Source organism: Nocardia sputi, assembly GCF_023501985.1.
The window spans coordinates 96768-112719 of the sequence record NZ_JAMFLC010000014.1; the positions used below are offsets into that span (position 1 = coordinate 96768).

At 68.4% G+C, this 15952-nt stretch carries 17 protein-coding genes; 6 read left to right on the top strand and 11 right to left on the bottom strand.

The genetic code is table 11. From position 1 onward, the window contains the following. The first annotated feature begins 25 nt into the window (after positions 1-25). Positions 26-349 carry a hypothetical protein gene (locus tag M8859_RS18790; protein WP_159927674.1) on the top strand — a complete coding sequence of 108 codons (324 nt, stop codon included), beginning with the start codon at positions 26-28 and terminating at the stop codon, positions 347-349. Positions 350-529: 180 nt separating this feature from the next. Here M8859_RS18790 and M8859_RS18795 read toward each other — a convergent pair whose 3' ends face one another. The 4 genes from M8859_RS18795 to M8859_RS18810 all read right to left on the bottom strand — a co-directional run bounded on the left by M8859_RS18795 (position 530) and on the right by M8859_RS18810 (position 3272). Continuing rightward, entirely contained in the window at positions 530-1081 is a 552-nt protein-coding gene (locus M8859_RS18795; RefSeq protein WP_159927673.1) for an Rv2240c family protein, read from the bottom strand. 136 nt (positions 1082-1217) lie between these two features. Beyond that, positions 1218-1829 carry a DUF305 domain-containing protein gene (locus M8859_RS18800; protein ID WP_159927672.1) on the bottom strand — a complete coding sequence of 204 codons (612 nt, stop codon included), beginning with the start codon at positions 1827-1829 and terminating at the stop codon, positions 1218-1220. Between the two features lie 81 nt (positions 1830-1910). Next, a complete protein-coding gene (locus M8859_RS18805) occupies positions 1911-2618 on the bottom strand; it encodes a hypothetical protein (protein ID WP_195070961.1) in 708 nt (235 codons plus the stop codon). A 63-nt stretch (positions 2619-2681) separates the two neighbouring features. Then, positions 2682-3272, bottom strand: coding sequence for an AMIN-like domain-containing (lipo)protein (locus tag M8859_RS18810; protein WP_159927670.1), 591 nt, complete (start codon positions 3270-3272; stop codon positions 2682-2684). 690 nt (positions 3273-3962) lie between these two features. Here M8859_RS18810 and M8859_RS18815 point away from each other — a divergent pair. Continuing rightward, entirely contained in the window at positions 3963-5114 is a 1152-nt protein-coding gene (locus M8859_RS18815; RefSeq protein WP_159927669.1) for a class I SAM-dependent methyltransferase, read from the top strand. 134 nt (positions 5115-5248) lie between these two features. After that, entirely contained in the window at positions 5249-6112 is an 864-nt protein-coding gene (locus tag M8859_RS18820; RefSeq protein ID WP_159927668.1) for a Bax inhibitor-1/YccA family protein, read from the top strand. A gap of 60 nt (positions 6113-6172) precedes the next feature. Here the strand turns inward: M8859_RS18820 and M8859_RS18825 are convergent, their stop codons facing one another. The 3 genes from M8859_RS18825 to M8859_RS18835 all read right to left on the bottom strand — a co-directional run bounded on the left by M8859_RS18825 (position 6173) and on the right by M8859_RS18835 (position 8878). After that, positions 6173-7393: an acetyl-CoA C-acetyltransferase gene (locus M8859_RS18825; RefSeq protein ID WP_195070962.1), complete on the bottom strand. Its 1221-nt coding sequence runs from the start codon at positions 7391-7393 to the stop codon at positions 6173-6175. Between the two features lie 44 nt (positions 7394-7437). Then, the gene (locus tag M8859_RS18830) at positions 7438-8289 is read right to left on the bottom strand and encodes an SGNH/GDSL hydrolase family protein (protein WP_159927721.1); all 852 of its coding nucleotides are present in this window, start codon (positions 8287-8289) and stop codon (positions 7438-7440) included. 127 nt (positions 8290-8416) lie between these two features. Beyond that, positions 8417-8878: a hypothetical protein gene (locus tag M8859_RS18835; protein ID WP_159927665.1), complete on the bottom strand. Its 462-nt coding sequence runs from the start codon at positions 8876-8878 to the stop codon at positions 8417-8419. A gap of 103 nt (positions 8879-8981) precedes the next feature. On the opposite strand from M8859_RS18835, the gene M8859_RS18840 reads away from it, so the two are divergent. Next, entirely contained in the window at positions 8982-10370 is a 1389-nt protein-coding gene (locus M8859_RS18840) for a cystathionine beta-synthase (RefSeq protein WP_159927663.1), read from the top strand. 10 nt (positions 10371-10380) lie between these two features. On the opposite strand, the gene M8859_RS18845 is transcribed toward M8859_RS18840, so the two are convergent. Both M8859_RS18845 and M8859_RS18850 read right to left on the bottom strand, forming a co-directional pair. After that, complete coding sequence (locus M8859_RS18845) at positions 10381-10860, bottom strand: DUF4254 domain-containing protein (protein ID WP_195070963.1); 480 nt, start codon at positions 10858-10860, stop codon at positions 10381-10383. Positions 10861-11109: 249 nt separating this feature from the next. Further along, positions 11110-11316: a hypothetical protein gene (locus tag M8859_RS18850; RefSeq protein WP_159927659.1), complete on the bottom strand. Its 207-nt coding sequence runs from the start codon at positions 11314-11316 to the stop codon at positions 11110-11112. A 280-nt stretch (positions 11317-11596) separates the two neighbouring features. Here M8859_RS18850 and M8859_RS18855 point away from each other — a divergent pair, with 280 nt between their 5' ends. Continuing rightward, the gene (locus M8859_RS18855) at positions 11597-12571 is read left to right on the top strand and encodes a mechanosensitive ion channel family protein (RefSeq protein WP_195070964.1); all 975 of its coding nucleotides are present in this window, start codon (positions 11597-11599) and stop codon (positions 12569-12571) included. Between the two features lie 94 nt (positions 12572-12665). Here M8859_RS18855 and M8859_RS18860 read toward each other — a convergent pair whose 3' ends face one another. After that, positions 12666-13841, bottom strand: coding sequence for an acyl-CoA dehydrogenase family protein (locus M8859_RS18860; protein WP_159927655.1), 1176 nt, complete (start codon positions 13839-13841; stop codon positions 12666-12668). 227 nt (positions 13842-14068) lie between these two features. Between M8859_RS18860 and M8859_RS18865 the strand changes: the two genes are divergently transcribed. Further along, complete coding sequence (locus M8859_RS18865; protein WP_159927653.1) at positions 14069-15211, top strand: cystathionine gamma-synthase; 1143 nt, start codon at positions 14069-14071, stop codon at positions 15209-15211. A 97-nt stretch (positions 15212-15308) separates the two neighbouring features. Here the strand turns inward: M8859_RS18865 and greA are convergent, their stop codons facing one another. Beyond that, the gene (gene greA, locus M8859_RS18870; RefSeq protein ID WP_040869622.1) at positions 15309-15803 is read right to left on the bottom strand and encodes a transcription elongation factor GreA; all 495 of its coding nucleotides are present in this window, start codon (positions 15801-15803) and stop codon (positions 15309-15311) included. Positions 15804-15952: the final 149 nt, after the last annotated feature.

A 15952-nucleotide genomic window follows, 5' to 3' on the forward strand; every position in this document is an offset into this window, starting at 1 on the left:
CGGTATCGCGGCGGGAGGAAGCACAGTGACAGCGGACGACGGGCCATGGGAGATCCCCCCGCTCGATGACGCTCCGGACATCGCGCGCGATCCCGCGCCGCAGCCGGGAGCGACGATGGCCGACACCAGGAATTGGCCGGGGTACGGGTTGCTGCTGGCAGCGGCGGCGGCCGCGATAGCCGCCGCGGTGCTCGCGGGCTGGGGGCTGGCCCGTCTGTCGGTCGTGGCGGCGATCATCACCGTTGTCTTCCTGCTGATCGGCGTCGGCCTGATCGTGCTGGAGCAGGTGCGCGGCCGAGCGAACGCCCGCAGGAGCAACGAACAACCCGCCACTGCGCCGGGGAACTGAGATCGCTCGGTCCGGTCGGCGGAACATCTACCAGAACGAACGCCGATCGGCCTCGACTGCTGCTGCGCGGACGCTCATCGATGGCGACGCTGGACGCCCGCAGTCGAATTCGCGTTCAGACGCAGAAATCGCTTTCAACCCCGGTGCGCCGCACTGACTACCGGCAGGAGTCGTGGCGGACTACCGGGTCCCGTGTCCCTCGCACGCTGCCAGCGCCGTGTTCTTGGTGGCGTTGAAGCGGTCGATCACCGCGTTCAGGGTGTCGGTGTCCGCGCGGCGGTCCAGCGTGTCGGCGAGGGCGTTCGTGTCGTCGCGATAGGCGCGCAGCGGGGTGGCGACCGCGGAGGGCACCTCCTTCGTCACGTTCTGGTCGACGGAGCGCGCATTGTTCCGCAGTGTCGTGACAGCGGTGTCGGCTTTGCCGTTCGTATCGGGATCGTTGCGGCCTCTGGCATTGCTGGCATCGATGTAGTCGTTGAATGCCCGCACCGAACTGCCGTTGGCGCTGAGGAAGGCGTCACAAGCCGTTCTGGTCGCCCGTTCGACGGCCGCCGCCCGTGACGACGAGGCGGCGGCCGAGGAGGAGGTGACCTCCGAGGCGTACGCGGCCAAATCGGTCCGGTTCACCTGTGCCGAACCGGAAACTTGCTGTGCGCAGGCGCCGATCACCAGCACGCCGGCCGTGGTGGCCATCGCGGCGGCCAAGAGGCCAGCGCGTTCGAGTCGTCGCATGTCGGTCCCTCGCTCCCCTCGGAAGTCCGGCCGGGACGGATGAACAGAGCCGGACGATACGACGGTACGTCGTGTGGGCGGGCGATGACCACCCGCGCCGACATCGATGGTCAACCGATATCGGCGCGGGCGCGGCTCAGCCCTGGCCGAGCATGGCGCGCATCTGTTCGATCTCCGACTGCTGGGCGGCGATGATCGTGCGGGCGAGCGCTTTCGCGTCGGGGTTCGCACCGTCGGCCAGTTCGGTTTCGGCCATGGCGATCGCGCCCGCGTGGTGCTCGATCATCATGGTCAGCCACTGGCGATCGAAGTCCGGACCGGACGCCGCTCGCAACGCCGCCATCTGTTCGGCGGACATCATGCCGGGCATACCGTGGCCGCCGTGCCCCTCGCTCGCGGCGGGGGCCTGCTTGCCGAAGCTCTCCAACAGATCGGTGATCTGCCGCATCTCCGGAGCCTGTGCCTGCTCCACCTTCGCGGCCAGCGCACGCAACTGCTGGTTGTCGGTGTGACTCGGCACCAGTGCCGCCATCTCGACGGCCTGGGCGTGATGCGGATACATCATTTGCAGGAACATCACGTCGGCGTCGTTGTACTCGGCGCTCGCCGGGACGCTCGTGGCAGCCGAGGTGGTCGTCGACGTGTCGTGTTCGGTGGTGTGCCCGGTGTCGGCGTCACCGCAGCCGGTCAGGCTCACCGCTGCTGCCGCGGTGAGGGCGAGAATCGTGCGGGTACGGGTGATGAACATATGGTCGCTCCTTGCGAAGTCTGTGAGGGAGTTGAGGCGACGCCGCGACCGTGGTTCGGACGCACGGCGGCGGCGAAGGTGTCAGATCCGCAGAATCGCCAGTTCGGCCAAGGTGAGCACGGTCCACGGCGGCGGTCGCTCCCGCCGGGGCCGCCAGTGGCGCGGTCGCGCCGCACCGCTGCCGGGACGATCGACCGCAATCCGGTAGAGCAGCACCAACGCGGCCAGCGCCAACAGGGCGACCAGGATGAAGACGCAGCCGTGCAGTCCACTGTGCGCGCCGTCGCACCCGCCGCCCGCACATGGCATGTCGTCTACCGGGCTCATCGCCACGGCGACCGAGCGCGCGGCCACGGCCCACGACTTTGTGGCGGCGCCGCCCGAGATGGTTCGCGTGAGCCGGGAGCTGCCCGCTGCGGCTGCCGTGGTCCCAGCGCTGCCGAAGGAATCGGCGCTTCCGGCTTGCGTCCGGTCCTGCGGCTGGAGGTGACCGTGGCGAGTGGGGGAGCCCTCATGAGTCGGGACTGCCGCGATCCTGTGGTGCGGTGAAGTCTCGACGCCGCCGGAAGCGTGATGGGCGGGACCGGTCGGTGCGCCCGCAGCCCGCCCGGGTTCGTCGAGCATCGCTTCGGCGACAGGGGCGGCCTGTGCGCCAGACGCATGGACGTGGCCGGAGGCCGCGAAGACGGCCGAGTGCATGGCGACGATCCCGGCGAGTAACACCAGCACTGCGAGGAGCTGGAAGTGCCGGGCGAGCCCGGCGGTGTGCAGGATGCGGCGTTCGACCACGAGTGCCGAGTCTAGCCGCCGCCGGACCGGCGCGGCGGAGATACCCCTTCGGCGTACCAGTATCTAGGAATTCGCGATGTCGACGACCAGCCGGGTCGGATTGGACAACGTGCTCACCGTGAAGCCGGGCCGGTCGGCTTGCACGCCGATGAACGACTGTGTGACGCCTTCGAACACCGTCGTCCGGTAGACGCCCGCGATGCCGGGAACCGCAGGGTCGACGGCGGGGTCCGGCCCCTCGTACGGCGTCACGCCGCTGTCGAACGGGTAGGCCGAGCCGAGGATGCGCACCTCCAGAATCGACCGGCCCGCCACGTCCACGGGATTGCCGCTGCCTTCCTGCACGGCGCGGTCGGTGTAGCGGACGATCCAGCCGGGCGTGCCGACCCCGCCGAGGTCGTAGACCACGCGATCGAAGCCGGGCTGACGGCCCAGGCGGACATCGGTCACCGTGAGCGCGGCGTCAGCGGACGCCTTGCCCTGTTTCGGTCCAGCGTCCTGTGGGGCCGGGGCCTGCGGTGACGGGGCTTGCGCGACGGCGGCCGACGTGCCGGTGATCGAAGCGACCGGGGCGCCCGGTGTCGGATCGCTATCACCGCAGCCTGCGAGCAGTGCCGTCGCGACGGCGACCACGAGCACCATCCTGTTGCGCATGGCTCGATGCTACTCAGCCGAACGCGTCTGATGGCGTAATCGCGAGAGTGTTGCGGCTGATTCGCCATCAGCGGGCAGCGAAAGGGGTGCGCACGTGGGTGATTGCAGACCGTCTGGTCGGCCGGTCGGGCATGCCTATTGCTAATCGATTGCTGTAGCGAACGTTCGGCGCACGAGCTCCTGGCGCACGGGTTCGGTGACCTCCCGGTCGCGGATCGTCCCTTCCGTGGACCCGAATGGGCCGGATACCAGCTGCTGTGCGAGTGTCCGGATTACGGTTGCCCGGCAGCGGTTTCAGGAAGATCCGGGGGTTGTCCGCGTGCGGTGGTCCGCTTATCGATACCTGCGCGTCGAAGGCGTCCGGTTGTGGCCGGGCCGAGTCCGCTGGTCAGGTCTAGAGTCCACTGGTGAGGCAGACGATCTCGCGAATGGCGTGCTCGCTCCTGGAAGGTGTCGGCCAGATGACCGGTGGAGTTCCCGTCGCGCCGGTGATGACGATCGGGCGCGTGATCCGTTGGGCTGTCGAGTCGGTACGGGTCGGGAGTCGTCGTCGCGACTGCCGTGCGTGGTGTTCGCGAAATCGCCTGTCGCGGCTCGCTTCAGGAAGTGGCTCACCTCTTCCGCGGTGCGACGGAATTGATTGGGCGGGGTGGGCGTGACCGCTGGGCAACGATCTAGCACACTTGAGGCGTGGGAAATGTCGAGGACGTACTGAGCCGGCTGCGGCGGTATCCGGACGTGGAGGCGCTGAACCTCTACGCCGTGGATGCCGCTGATCGGTTGATCCTCGACGTCGCGGCCGACGCCCTGGCGACTGTGGATAACGGACAAGTAGCCGTCATCGGTGACGCCTATGGCGCGCTGACGCTCGGCGCCATCGCGGGGCATGATCTGCGCGACGTCCGAGTACATCAGGATCTGCTCACCGGCGAACTCGCGCTCGCCAACAACGCCCGCGCGGCCGGGCTGGCGGATCGCTACACCGCGCACCCGCTCGGTGCCGGATTGCTGCGAGGTGTCCAGGTGGTCCTGCTCCGCCTGCCCCGGGTGCTGGCCGGGCTGGCCGAGGCCGCCGACGCGATCGCGCGCTACGCCGATCCGGCGGTCGAGGTGTTCGCGGGTGGCCGGGACAAGTATCTGACCAAGTCGATGAACGACGTCCTGGCCCAGTCTTTCTCCGAGGTGCGCGCCAGCCGCGGCAGGCAGAAGTCACGGACCCTGCTGGTGACCGGGCCCAAACCGGTCGCGGACAAGCCGTTTCCGGTGCGCGATCGGTTGGAGGAACTGGGTCTCGACGTAGTCGCGCACGGTGCGGCTTTCTCCGGTGCGCGCTTGGACATCGGCACCAGATTCCTGCTCGATCACCTGCGACTGATGAAGCCCGACGCGCGGGAGGCCATCGATCTCGGCTGCGGCACCGGCATCCTGGCCGTCACGCTGGCCACCGCACGGCCGGGAATCAAGGTGACCGCCACGGATCAATCCGCCGCCGCGGTCGCATCGGCGCGGGCCACCGCCGAGGCGAACGGGGTCGCCGACCGGGTGTGCGTCGTGCGCGACGACGCCATGTCCTCGGCCGCGGACAACAGCGCCGATCTGGTGCTGTGCAACCCGCCGTTCCATATCGGCGCGGCCGTGCACACCGGATCGGCGATCAAGATGTTCGCCGAGACGGGTCGGGTGCTGCGCCCCGGCGGGGAATTGTGGACGGTGTACAACTCGCATCTCAACTATCGGGCGGTGGTCGAACGGATGGTGGGCCGGACCGAGGTGATGGGGCGCAACCGGAAATTCACGGTGACTCGTTCGGTGCGTGGCTTGCACGACCCGCGGCAGCGGTAGAGTCCGAATTGTCTGGCTCCGTGAGTGTCCCCCCGGGAACTCACGACAGATGACAAACGTTGGAAAGGGCAGTTGGATATCGAGTAACTGAACTCGATGATCAGCGGCAACGACTCCAGAAAGGGACGCCGTTCATGCGTACCACGAGCAATCCGGTTTTCAGGAACCTGCCCAGGCAGGAGGGCGGTGGATACGCCAACTTCGGTTCCGGTGTGACCGCCGCGGGACAGTTCGGCAACCAGTACGGCCAGCAACCCCAGCAGTACGGCCAATATCCGCAGCAGTACCAGCAGGCTCCGCCCACCACGCGGGCGATGACCATCGACGACGTGGTGACCAAGACGGGCATCACCCTCGCGGTGCTGGCCCTGTCCGCGATCGTCTCCTACGGCCTCACCAACGCGAACACCTCGCTCGCGCCGCTGTTCGTGATCGTCGGCGGCCTGGTCGGTCTGGTGCTGGTGCTGATCGCGACCTTCGCGAACAAGATGGACAACCCGGTGCTGGTGTTGTCCTACGCCGTCGCCGAGGGCCTGTTCCTCGGTGCGCTGTCGTTCATGTTCACCAACGTCGAGTTCGGTGGAGTCGGCGGTAGCGCGCTGATCGGTCAGGCCGTGCTCGGCACGTTCGGTGTCTTCGCGGGCATGCTGGTGGTCTACAAGACCGGCGCCATCCGGGTGACGCCGCGATTCACCAGGATCATCGTCGGCGCCATGATCGGCATCCTGGTGCTGGCGCTGGGCAACGTGGTCGCGAGCTTCTTCATCGACGGCGGTCTCGGCCTGCGCGACGGCGGCCCGCTGGCGATCGTCTTCAGCCTGGTGATCATCGCCATCGCCGCGTTCAGCTTCCTGCTCGACTTCGACGCCGCCGATCAGCTGATCCGCGCGCAGGCTCCCGAGCGGGCGGCCTGGGGCGTCGCCCTCGGCCTCACCATCACCCTGGTGTGGCTGTACGTCGAGATCCTGCGGCTGCTGAGCTACTTCCAGAACGACTAGCCATCCAACGAAAGGACGGTCGCCGGGTTTCCCGGCGACTGTCCTTTTCGTATGGAGGGGTCAGCTCAAACGCTCGATGACCATCGCCATGCCCTGGCCGCCGCCGACGCACATGGTCTCCAGACCGAACTGCTTGTCGTGGGTCTGCAGGTTGTTGATCAGCGTGGTGGTGATCCGGGCGCCGGTCATGCCGAACGGGTGGCCCAGCGCGATCGCGCCACCGGAGACGTTCAGCTTGTCCTCGTCGATCTTCAGCTCTCGCGCCGAGCCGAGCACCTGCACCGCGAACGCCTCGTTGATCTCGACCAGGTCGATGTCGTCGATGGTCTTGCCCGCCAGCGCCAGCGCGCGCTTGCACGCCTCGATCGGGCCCAGCCCCATGATCTCCGGCGACAGGCCCGACACGCCGGTGGACACGATTCGCGCCAGCGGCGTCAGTCCGAGCTCCTCGGCCTTGGTGTCGCTCATGACGACCAGCGCCGCCGCGCCGTCGTTGAGCGGGCAGCAGTTGCCCGCGGTGACGGTGCCGTCCGGGCGGAAGACCGGCTTCAGCGCGGAGACCGCCTCGTAGGTGACGCCGGCGCGCGGGCCGTCGTCCTTGCTGATCACGGTGCCGTCCGGCAGCGTCACCGGAGTGATCTCCCGCTCGAAGAAGCCGTTCTTGATCGCCTCCTCGGCGCGGTTCTGCGAGCGCACGCCCCAGCGATCCTGGTCTTCGCGGGTGATGCCGGTGGAGGTCGCGACGTTCTCGGCGGTCTGTCCCATCGCGATGTAGACGTCGGGGATCAGGCTGTCCTCACGCGGGTCGTGCCAGATGCCCGCCCCGCCCTCGGCGGTCTTCGCGGTGCGCTCCTGCGCCGCGGCGAACAGGGGGTTCTGCGTGTTCGGCCAGCTGTCGGCCGATCCGTTCACATACCGCGACACGGTCTCCACACCGGCGGAGATGAATACGTCGCCCTCGCCCGCCTTGATCGCGTGGAACGCCATCCGGGTGGACTGCAGCGACGAAGCGCAGTAGCGGTGCACGGTGGTGCCGGGCACGAAGTCGTAGCCGAGCTGTACGGCGACCACGCGGGCGATGTTGAAGCCCTGCTCACCGCCCGGCGAGCCGCAGCCCAGGATCAGGTCGTCGATCTGGGTCGGGTCCAGGGCAGGCACCTTGTCGAGCGCTGCCCGCACAATCTGCGTGGTCAGATCGTCGGGCCGCAGGTCGACCAGCGAACCCTTGCGGGCACGGCCGATCGGGGAGCGCGCGGTCGAAACGATGACGGCCTCAGGCATGAGGACTCCTTGGGTCGGACGGTTCTGACGAACCCCTGTGCTGGTTACTCACGGGTTCGTATCGAATCTACGTCCCGCCGTGGAGTACCGGAAGCGGGTGTCCCGCCCAGCGCGTCCATCAACACCGGCAGCAACCGCGCCGCGGCCAGCTCGTAACCCGCCGCCGACGGATGGAAGCCGTCGGCGGCGAAAAGGAGTTCGGGCGCGGCCCGGAACTCGGGGGCGAGCAGGTAGCCCACACGCACCGGGTGTCCGCCCGCGACCGTCGTCGCCACGTGCTGCGCCTTGGCCAGCCGCACGCTCCAGTTGTGCACGACGGTGCGCAGTGGCTGTGGAATGGCCGTCACGGTGCCGAGATTCGGGCAGGTGCCGACCACTACGACCGCGTCGGCGCGGCGCAACCGGGCGACCGCCGCGGCGAGCCTGCGCGCGGAGGCGCGGATCGAGTGCTTCTTGGTGACGTCGTTGGCGCCGATGAGGATGACCGCGGCGTCCGGCGGCGGACCGGCGACGAACATGGCGTCCACCTGACCGGCCAGGCCCTTGGAGGTGGCGCCGCAGATCGCCTTGGTGCTCAACCGGATCCGCTGCCCCGTCGCCTCGGCGAGCCCCCGGGCCAGGCGTACGCCCGGCACCTCGTCGGGCACCAGGCAGCCGAGGCCGGCCGCGGTGGAATCGCCGAAGATCATCAGATGCAGGTCGGCGTGCTTCCCCGTGCGCCACGGCTCGGGCGCCCCGCAGCCGGGGGTGTAGATGCCGTCCGCCTCCGGCGGCTTCGAGGTGTCCCGGCCGATCATGCCGCGCGCCACGCCCGCCTGCGCCATGAGCAGACGGTAGGTCGCCCACCACGCGGTGCCCGCGCCCGAGCCGGCCAGCACGGCCGCGGCGCTGGTCATCGCCGCCGTCCGCCAGCGAAATCGAGGAGCGCTCACGCCAGGAATTTTACGAAATCCGGCCGGGACGACCAGTGCCGAACGAAGCGACATCCGATGGGTTCGCGGCGCGTGCGCGACCGGCGCGAGGTCAGCTCGGGACCACGAAGGCGCCGCGGGCGGGGACGCTCGCGGCGTCGGTGGAGACGGTGACCTCCACGAGGCCGGGGCCGGTGTCCTGGAACAGCGCGTACTGGATGCTGCCGTAGATGCCGGTGACCACGATGTTGTCGTAGCTGCCCGTCGCGCCGGTGGTGACGTTGCGCCACGCTACCGTGGTGCGAACCTCGCACAGCGGCGCGAACGGGTGGACACCGGGCCCGACGCCGCTCACGGGGAGCGCGCGCACGTTGAGAATGGCGCGACCGGGCCATTCGGGGCTGGTGTCGGCCCAGGTGCGGATGCTCGTCCAGCACAGACCGCCGCGGGCCAGCGTGGGCACCTGCGGGAATTCCACGGTCGCCGCCTCGGCTCGCGCACCGGATCCGACCACTAGAGCCACCGCCGATCCGACCAGAAGCATTGCGGCGCGGGCGATGTTCGGCTGCCTCATGGCAGCGATCCTAAAGCCGCGGGCGCCGGTTCGCCGGGAGTGCGGGCCCGCTGCGCGCGGCGTGCGCGAACTCACAGTTAGTGCGTCTGCAACGATGGGGTCCATGCGCATCGCGGATCATGTCGTGGATCTCATCGGCAACACGCCGCTGGTCCGGTTGAACTCGGTCGTAGGACCGAACGCGGGGCTGGTCGCGGCCAAGATCGAATATCTGAACCCGGGCGGCAGCTCCAAGGACCGGATCGCGGTGAAGATGATCGACGCCGCCGAGCAGTCCGGGAAGCTGCGGCCCGGCGGAACCATCGTGGAGCCCACCTCCGGCAACACCGGCGTCGGCCTCGCCCTAGTCGCACAGCAGCGCGGCTACAAGTGCGTGTTCGTCTGCCCCGACAAGGTCAGCGAGGACAAGCGCAACGTGCTGCGCGCCTACGGCGCCGAGGTCGTGGTCTGCCCGACCGCTGTGCCGCCGGACCACCCGAACAGTTACTACAGCGTCTCCGACCGCTTGGTCCAGGAGATCGACGGCGCCTGGAAGCCCGATCAGTACTCCAACCCCGGTGGTCCGGCCAGCCACTACGAGACCACCGGCCCGGAGATCTGGCGCGACACCGACGGCAAGGTCACCCACTTCGTGGCGGGTGTCGGCACCGGCGGCACCATCACCGGCACCGGCCGCTACCTCAAGGAGGTCTCCGGCGGGAAGGTCCAGATCATCGGTGCCGACCCGGAGGGGTCGGTGTACTCCGGCGGCACCGGGCGGCCGTACCTGGTCGAGGGCGTCGGCGAGGACTTCTGGCCCTCCGCCTACGACCCCGCCGTGCCGGACGAGATCATCGCGGTCTCCGACGCGGATTCTTTCGACATGACGCGCAGGCTCGCCCGCGAGGAGGGCCTGCTGGTGGGTGGCTCCTGCGGCATGGCGGTCGTCGCGGCCGTCGAGGTGGCGCGCCGCGACCCGGACGCGGTGGTGGTGGTGCTGCTTCCCGACGGCGGCCGCGGCTACCTGTCGAAGATCTTCAACGACGAGTGGATGAGTTCCTACGGCTTCCTGCGCGAACGAATGGACGGCACAGCCGAACCACTCGTGGGTGACGTATTGCGCGGCAAGTCCGGCGAGCTGCCCGATCTGGTGCACACCCACCCGTCGGAGACGCTGCGCGACGCGATCGAGATCCTGCGCGAGTACGGCGTGTCCCAGATGCCCGTGGTCGGCGCCGAGCCGCCGGTCATGGCGGGCGAGGTCGCGGGCAGCGTGTCCGAACGCGATCTGCTGTCGGCGGTCTTCGAGGGCCGGGCCCACCTGACCGATTCGGTGGCCCAGCACATGAGCCCGTCGTTCCCGCTGATCGGTTCGGGCGAACCCATCTCCGCCGCGACCAAGGCGCTCTCGGACACCGACGCGCTCATGGTCGTCGAAGACGGCAAGCCCGTCGGCGTGATCACCCGCCACGATCTGCTCGGCTTCCTCAGCACGGGCACCCTGGGGAAGTAGGCGGCCCGCGCTACGCCGGTCTCCTGCCGCGCCCTGCCGCCCGCACGCCGCCGGTGATCAGATCGGTCCATTCGTCGGCCAGCAGAGCCAGCCGATACCAGGCGGCGTGCACCCGGTCGTCGGACACCTTTTCGGCGGTGTGCAGCAGGTGGCTGGCGTGCACGTGGGCGGCGGCCATGCGGTCGACCGTGGCGCCGACGGATTCGGCGCGCAGATGATCCGTCGAGCGTTTGCCCGGCAGCTGGGCGATCACCCACGCGTCGATGGTGGCCACCAGTTCGGCTCGGCGGCAATCGATCCCGGCGGCGGCAAGTGGATCGCAGTGGCGCCTGCGGTGCAGCGCCGCGAGGGCCCGCGCCCAGCCGACCAGCGGGTGGTCTTGTTCCGAATCGCTCGGGTGACCGCCGAAGGCGGCGACCAACTCACGCTGATCCGGCAGCTTCCGGGAGACGCCGTGCGAGCGCCGCGGCAGATGGTCACGCACGAACATGGCAGGCTCCCAGTGCATCCGGAACCGACCACAGTGCGCTACGGTCGATCGACAATGTGTGCATCTTCGCACCTCCGATGGTGTGGCGGTGGAGGCATCGCCCCAATGCCCGGATCCACTGATATCCTCCGCGTTCCCCTTGGCCTGACGGTGACACCCACATGGCACCCAAATGACAAGAGGTAACAATCCTTTACCCGTCCCTGCCTCGGCTCCTGTGAGGTCTGCTTCCCGCGACTCGGCTCGTTCTCATCCGCTTTCCCATTGTGCGAGAACGTTGTTCGGCAGTCTGTCAGCCGCCGGGACGGCGCCGTCCACCGACGCGGGGGACGGTCGCCGATTCGCACCGGCCGCGATCATCGCTTGTGACCAGGCAGGTAACCAGCCCTTTTCGAACGGCATGCCGGTGGCGAGCGACAGTGCCGCGAGCACCTCGGCGGCGCGGATCGACGACACGCACCGACAGTCGTGCCCGTGCCGGGCTATGCAGTCCCAATGCCATTCTCGGGCAGCATAATCCGAGAGACCTGTGCCGCCCGGCGGGATCGAGCGGAGGTCGGGTTCACGCAGAACCGGCGCGTGGCATCCGGTAGCGCGAATCGACGTCATCCTTGTCGAAAAAATACTTCGGCAACTTATCCGCAATTACATGTATGGGCTGACTGTCAACGGTATAAACGGTCAGGACGCACTGGCAGCAAACAGTCATGTCATCGACGGATAGCGAAGGAAGGTAATGCACACCTCCAGTTCGGCTATCGATTATCAGCAGGGGTTGTCCGACGCGTGGAGTTCGGTGGCGTCGTTCGTGCCCGAACTCGCCGCGTTCCTCGTCATCCTGCTCATCGGCTGGCTGGTCGCGAAAGCGATCGCCGCGATCATCGCGAAAGTGCTGGAGCGGAGCGGATTCCACCGTCTCGCCGAGCGGGGCGGGATCCGCCGGTTACTGTCGCGCGGTCGCTACGACGCCGGTGATGCGCTGGCCGAACTGGCGTACTACGCCGTCCTGTTGATCGCGCTGCAACTCGGCTTCGGAGTCTTCGGCCCGAACCCGGTGAGCGACACGATCGACGGCGTCATCGCCTGGCTGCCCAAGGCGGGCGTGGCGATCGTCGTCCTGGTGATCGCGGGCGCGGTCGCCCACGCGGCGCGCGACATGGTCGGCGGCCTGCTCGGTGGCCTGTCCTACGGCGCCACGGTCGGCCGGATCGCGGCGGTGTTCGTGTGGGGGATCGGCATCGTGGCGGCGCTGGACCAGATCGGCGTGGCCACCTCTGTCACGCTGCCGATCCTCGTCACGGTGCTCGCCACCATCGGCGGCATCCTCGTGGTGGGCGTCGGCGGCGGCATGATCCGCCCGATGCAGCAGCGGTGGGAGAACTGGCTCGGCCGCTTGGAGGAGGAGATGCCCGCGGTCCGGGGACACGCCGCCGCCTACCGGCTCGGCGAGGACGCCGCTCGGGAGCAGCTGTGGATGGATCAGCAAGCGGCCAGGGGGCAACATTGGGAAGACCAGCACGGCAACGATGCGGAATGGCAGTGGGACCGCGCGGAGGACGGGTTGTGGCAGGGTGATCCGGCACACCGATGGGAGCAGCAGGGTGCGCGGGCGCACGGGCGGCACTGGGGCGAGAAAGGATCCGGTCCCGGCGGCCGGTATTCGCAGCCGCACGAGTTCATGGACTACCCCGACGAGAACGATTTCCGCTAGGGCGGCAATTGCTCAGTTGTTCGCGGGGTCGCGCCTGCCCTGTGTTTTCGTCCGCACCTCACGCGCGACTCGGAAACTTTCGGCGTGAACCTCGTCAGCGGAATGCGTTCGCGTCGGTCAGAGCTCGGCCGAGCACCAACTGGTGCACCTCAGCGGTGCCCTCGTAGGTGAGCACGGACTCCAGATTGTTCGCATGGCGAAGCACCGGGTAGTCGAGCGTGATGCCGTTGGCGCCGAGGATGGTGCGGCACTCGCGGGCGATGGCGATGGCCTCGCGCGTGCTGTTCAGCTTGCCCGCGCTCACCTGCTCCGGTGTGACGACGCCGCGGTCCTTCAGTCGCCCGATGTGCAGCGCGAGCAGCTGACCTTTGCCGAACTCCAGCGCCATGTCGGCCAGCTTGGCCTGGGTCAGCTGGTAGGCGGCCAACGGCTTGTCGAACACCTCACGGGTCCTGGCGTACTCGATGGTGGACGCCAGGCAATCGCGCGCCGCGCCGAGGGCGCCGAAGACGATGCCGAAACGCGCCTCGCTCAGGCACCCCAGCGGCGAGGCCAGTCCGCGCGATCCCGGCAGCACCGCGTCGGCAGGCAGGCGGACATCGTCGAAGTCCAGTTCCGCGGTGACCGACGCGCGCAACGACAGTTTGCGGTGCATCTCCCGCGCCGTGAACCCGGGCGTGCCCGCGGGCACCAGGAACCCGCGGATCACCTGCTTGCCCTCGTCCTCGGTCTGAGCCCAGACCACCGCGACGTCGCTCACCGAGCCGTTGGTGATCCACATCTTCGAACCGTTCAGCACCCAGTCGCCGCCGTCACGCTTCGCCCGTGTGCGCATGCCGCCCGGGTTCGAGCCGAAGTCGGGTTCGGTGAGCCCGAAGCAGCCGAGCGCGCGGCCCGCGGCAAGCTCCGGCAGCCACTGCTGCTTCTGCTCCTCGGAGCCGTATTTGTGGATCGCGGTCATCGCCAGCGAACCCTGCACCGAGACCATGCTGCGGACGCCGGAGTCGACCGCCTCCAGTTCCTGGCAGGCCAAGCCGTACGTGGTCGCCGACATTCCCGCGCAACCGTATCCGTCCAGGTGCATGCCGAGCAGCCCCAGCGCGCCCAGTTCCGGCGCGATCTCGCGGGCCGGGAAGGTGCCCGCCTCGAACCACTCCGCGATGTGCGGACGCAGGCGCTGGGCCGCGAAGGACGCGACGGTGTCCCGGATCTCGCGCTCGTCTTCGGACAGCAGCGCATCGGTGGCGAACAGTTCTTCGACAGTGACCATGAACTCAGCCTAAACAGGGGCCGGTGCGACGAGACCGAGGTCACTCGGTTGCCGCGACGCAACGTTTCCGGCGGGGATGCCCCCTGCGCGTAAATCGGCCGGACTCGACCGCGAGATCGCGGTATCTCGGCGTAGTTCGGGCGATTTGGCCGGTTTCGTGGCCGCGCGTCCGGCCATATGCAAGGACCGGGAAGTCGCCTGGCAATCGCCCCGATTAGGCTGGCCCCATGAGCGAGCTGGGATTCTCCACACGGGCCGTGCACGCCGGGTATGAACCCGATCCGCAGACCGGCGCGGTGAATGTGCCCATCTACGCGAGTTCGACGTTCGCCCAGGACGGCGTGGGCGGGTTGCGCGGCGGATTCGAATACGCCCGCACCGGCAACCCGACGCGCTCGGTGCTGGAGGCGAACCTCGCCGCGCTGGAATCGGGCCGCTACGGCCGGGCGTTCGCCTCCGGCATGGCCGCGACCGACTGTGCGCTGCGCGCCACGCTGCGTCCGGGCGATCACATCGTGATCCCCGACGACGCCTACGGCGGCACCTTCCGGCTGATCGACAAGGTCTTCAGCCAGTGGGGCATCGAGCATTCCCCCGCGCACGTGTTCAACGTGGACGAGATGCGCGCCGCGATCCGGCCGAACACCAAGCTGGTGTGGATCGAGACGCCCACCAACCCGCTGCTGAGCATCGGCGACATTCCCGCCCTCGCCGACGTCGCGCACGCCGCGGGCGCGAAACTGGTGGTGGACAACACCTTCGCGACCCCCTATCTGCAGCAGCCGTTGCTGCTGGGCGCCGACATCGTGGTGCACTCCACCACCAAGTACCTCGGCGGTCACTCCGACGTCATCGGCGGCGCGCTGATCACCGACGATCCCGAACTCGACGCGGCGTTCGCGTTCCTGCAGAACGGCGCGGGCGCGGTCCCTGGCCCGTTCGACGCCTTCCTCACGCTGCGTGGCGCCAAGACCCTCGCCCTGCGGATGGACCGGCACTGCGACAACGCCGAAACCATCGCCGAATTTCTCTCCCGGCACCCGTCGATCTCGCAGGTGATCTATCCCGGCCTGCCGGAGCACCCGGGCCATGCCGTCGCGGGCAAGCAGATGCGGCGGTTCGGCGGGATGATCTCGGTGCGCCTGCACGGCGATGTCGAGGCGGCCCGCAAGTTCTGCTCGCGGACCGAGGTGTTCACCCTCGCCGAATCACTGGGCGGCATCGAGTCGCTGATCGAGCATCCGGCCGCGATGACGCACGCCTCCACCGAGGGTTCCGAGCTGGAGGTTCCCGCAGATCTGGTGCGGCTTTCGGTGGGTATCGAGGATGTCAGCGACCTGCTCGCGGACATCGAGCAGGCATTGAGCTAAGTTCACCGACATGACGAAGCGGCCGCACCCGATGATCGGGCGCGGCCGCTCGTGTCCGCGGTGGTGTCGGCCGGGCGCTACGCCGCGGCCCGGAGTATCAGCTGTGGTAGGGCTCGGCGCTGATCAGCGTGACCTTCATCGTGTTGCCGTTGGGCAGCGTGTATTCCCTGGTCTCGCCCACCTTGGCGTCGATGAGCGCGCCGCCGAGCGGGGAGTTCGGCGAGTAGGTCTCCAGCTTCGAATCGCTGAGACCCTCCTCACGGGTGGCGATCAGGAAGGTTTCGGTGTCCGTCTCGTCGCCGTCGTAGTAGACCTTGACGACCGACCCGGGAAGCGCGACGCCGGACTTGGTCGGCGCGACGCCGACCTTGGCGTTGTTCAGCAGCTCCTGCAGCTGGCGAATGCGCGCCTCCTGCTGACCCTGCTCCTCGCGCGCGGCGTGGTATCCGCCGTTCTCCTTGAGGTCGCCCTCTTCCCGGCGTTCGTTGATCTCGGCGGCGATGACCGGACGATTGGCGATGAGCGCGTCGAGTTCGCTCTTGAGCCTGTCGTGCGACTCCGGGGTCAGCCAGGTCACTTGCGTCTCAGTCATCTCGATCACTCCCTAGTAGTTGTTCCCGGCAGGCCGGGATTCCCTGAGCACCGGCGTGTACCCACCCGGAAGAGGGCACGCACCAGTCGACGGCTAGAGCGATCCTGGGAAGTTCATCGAACCCCGACAGGCCCTGGTCGCGGGCATGC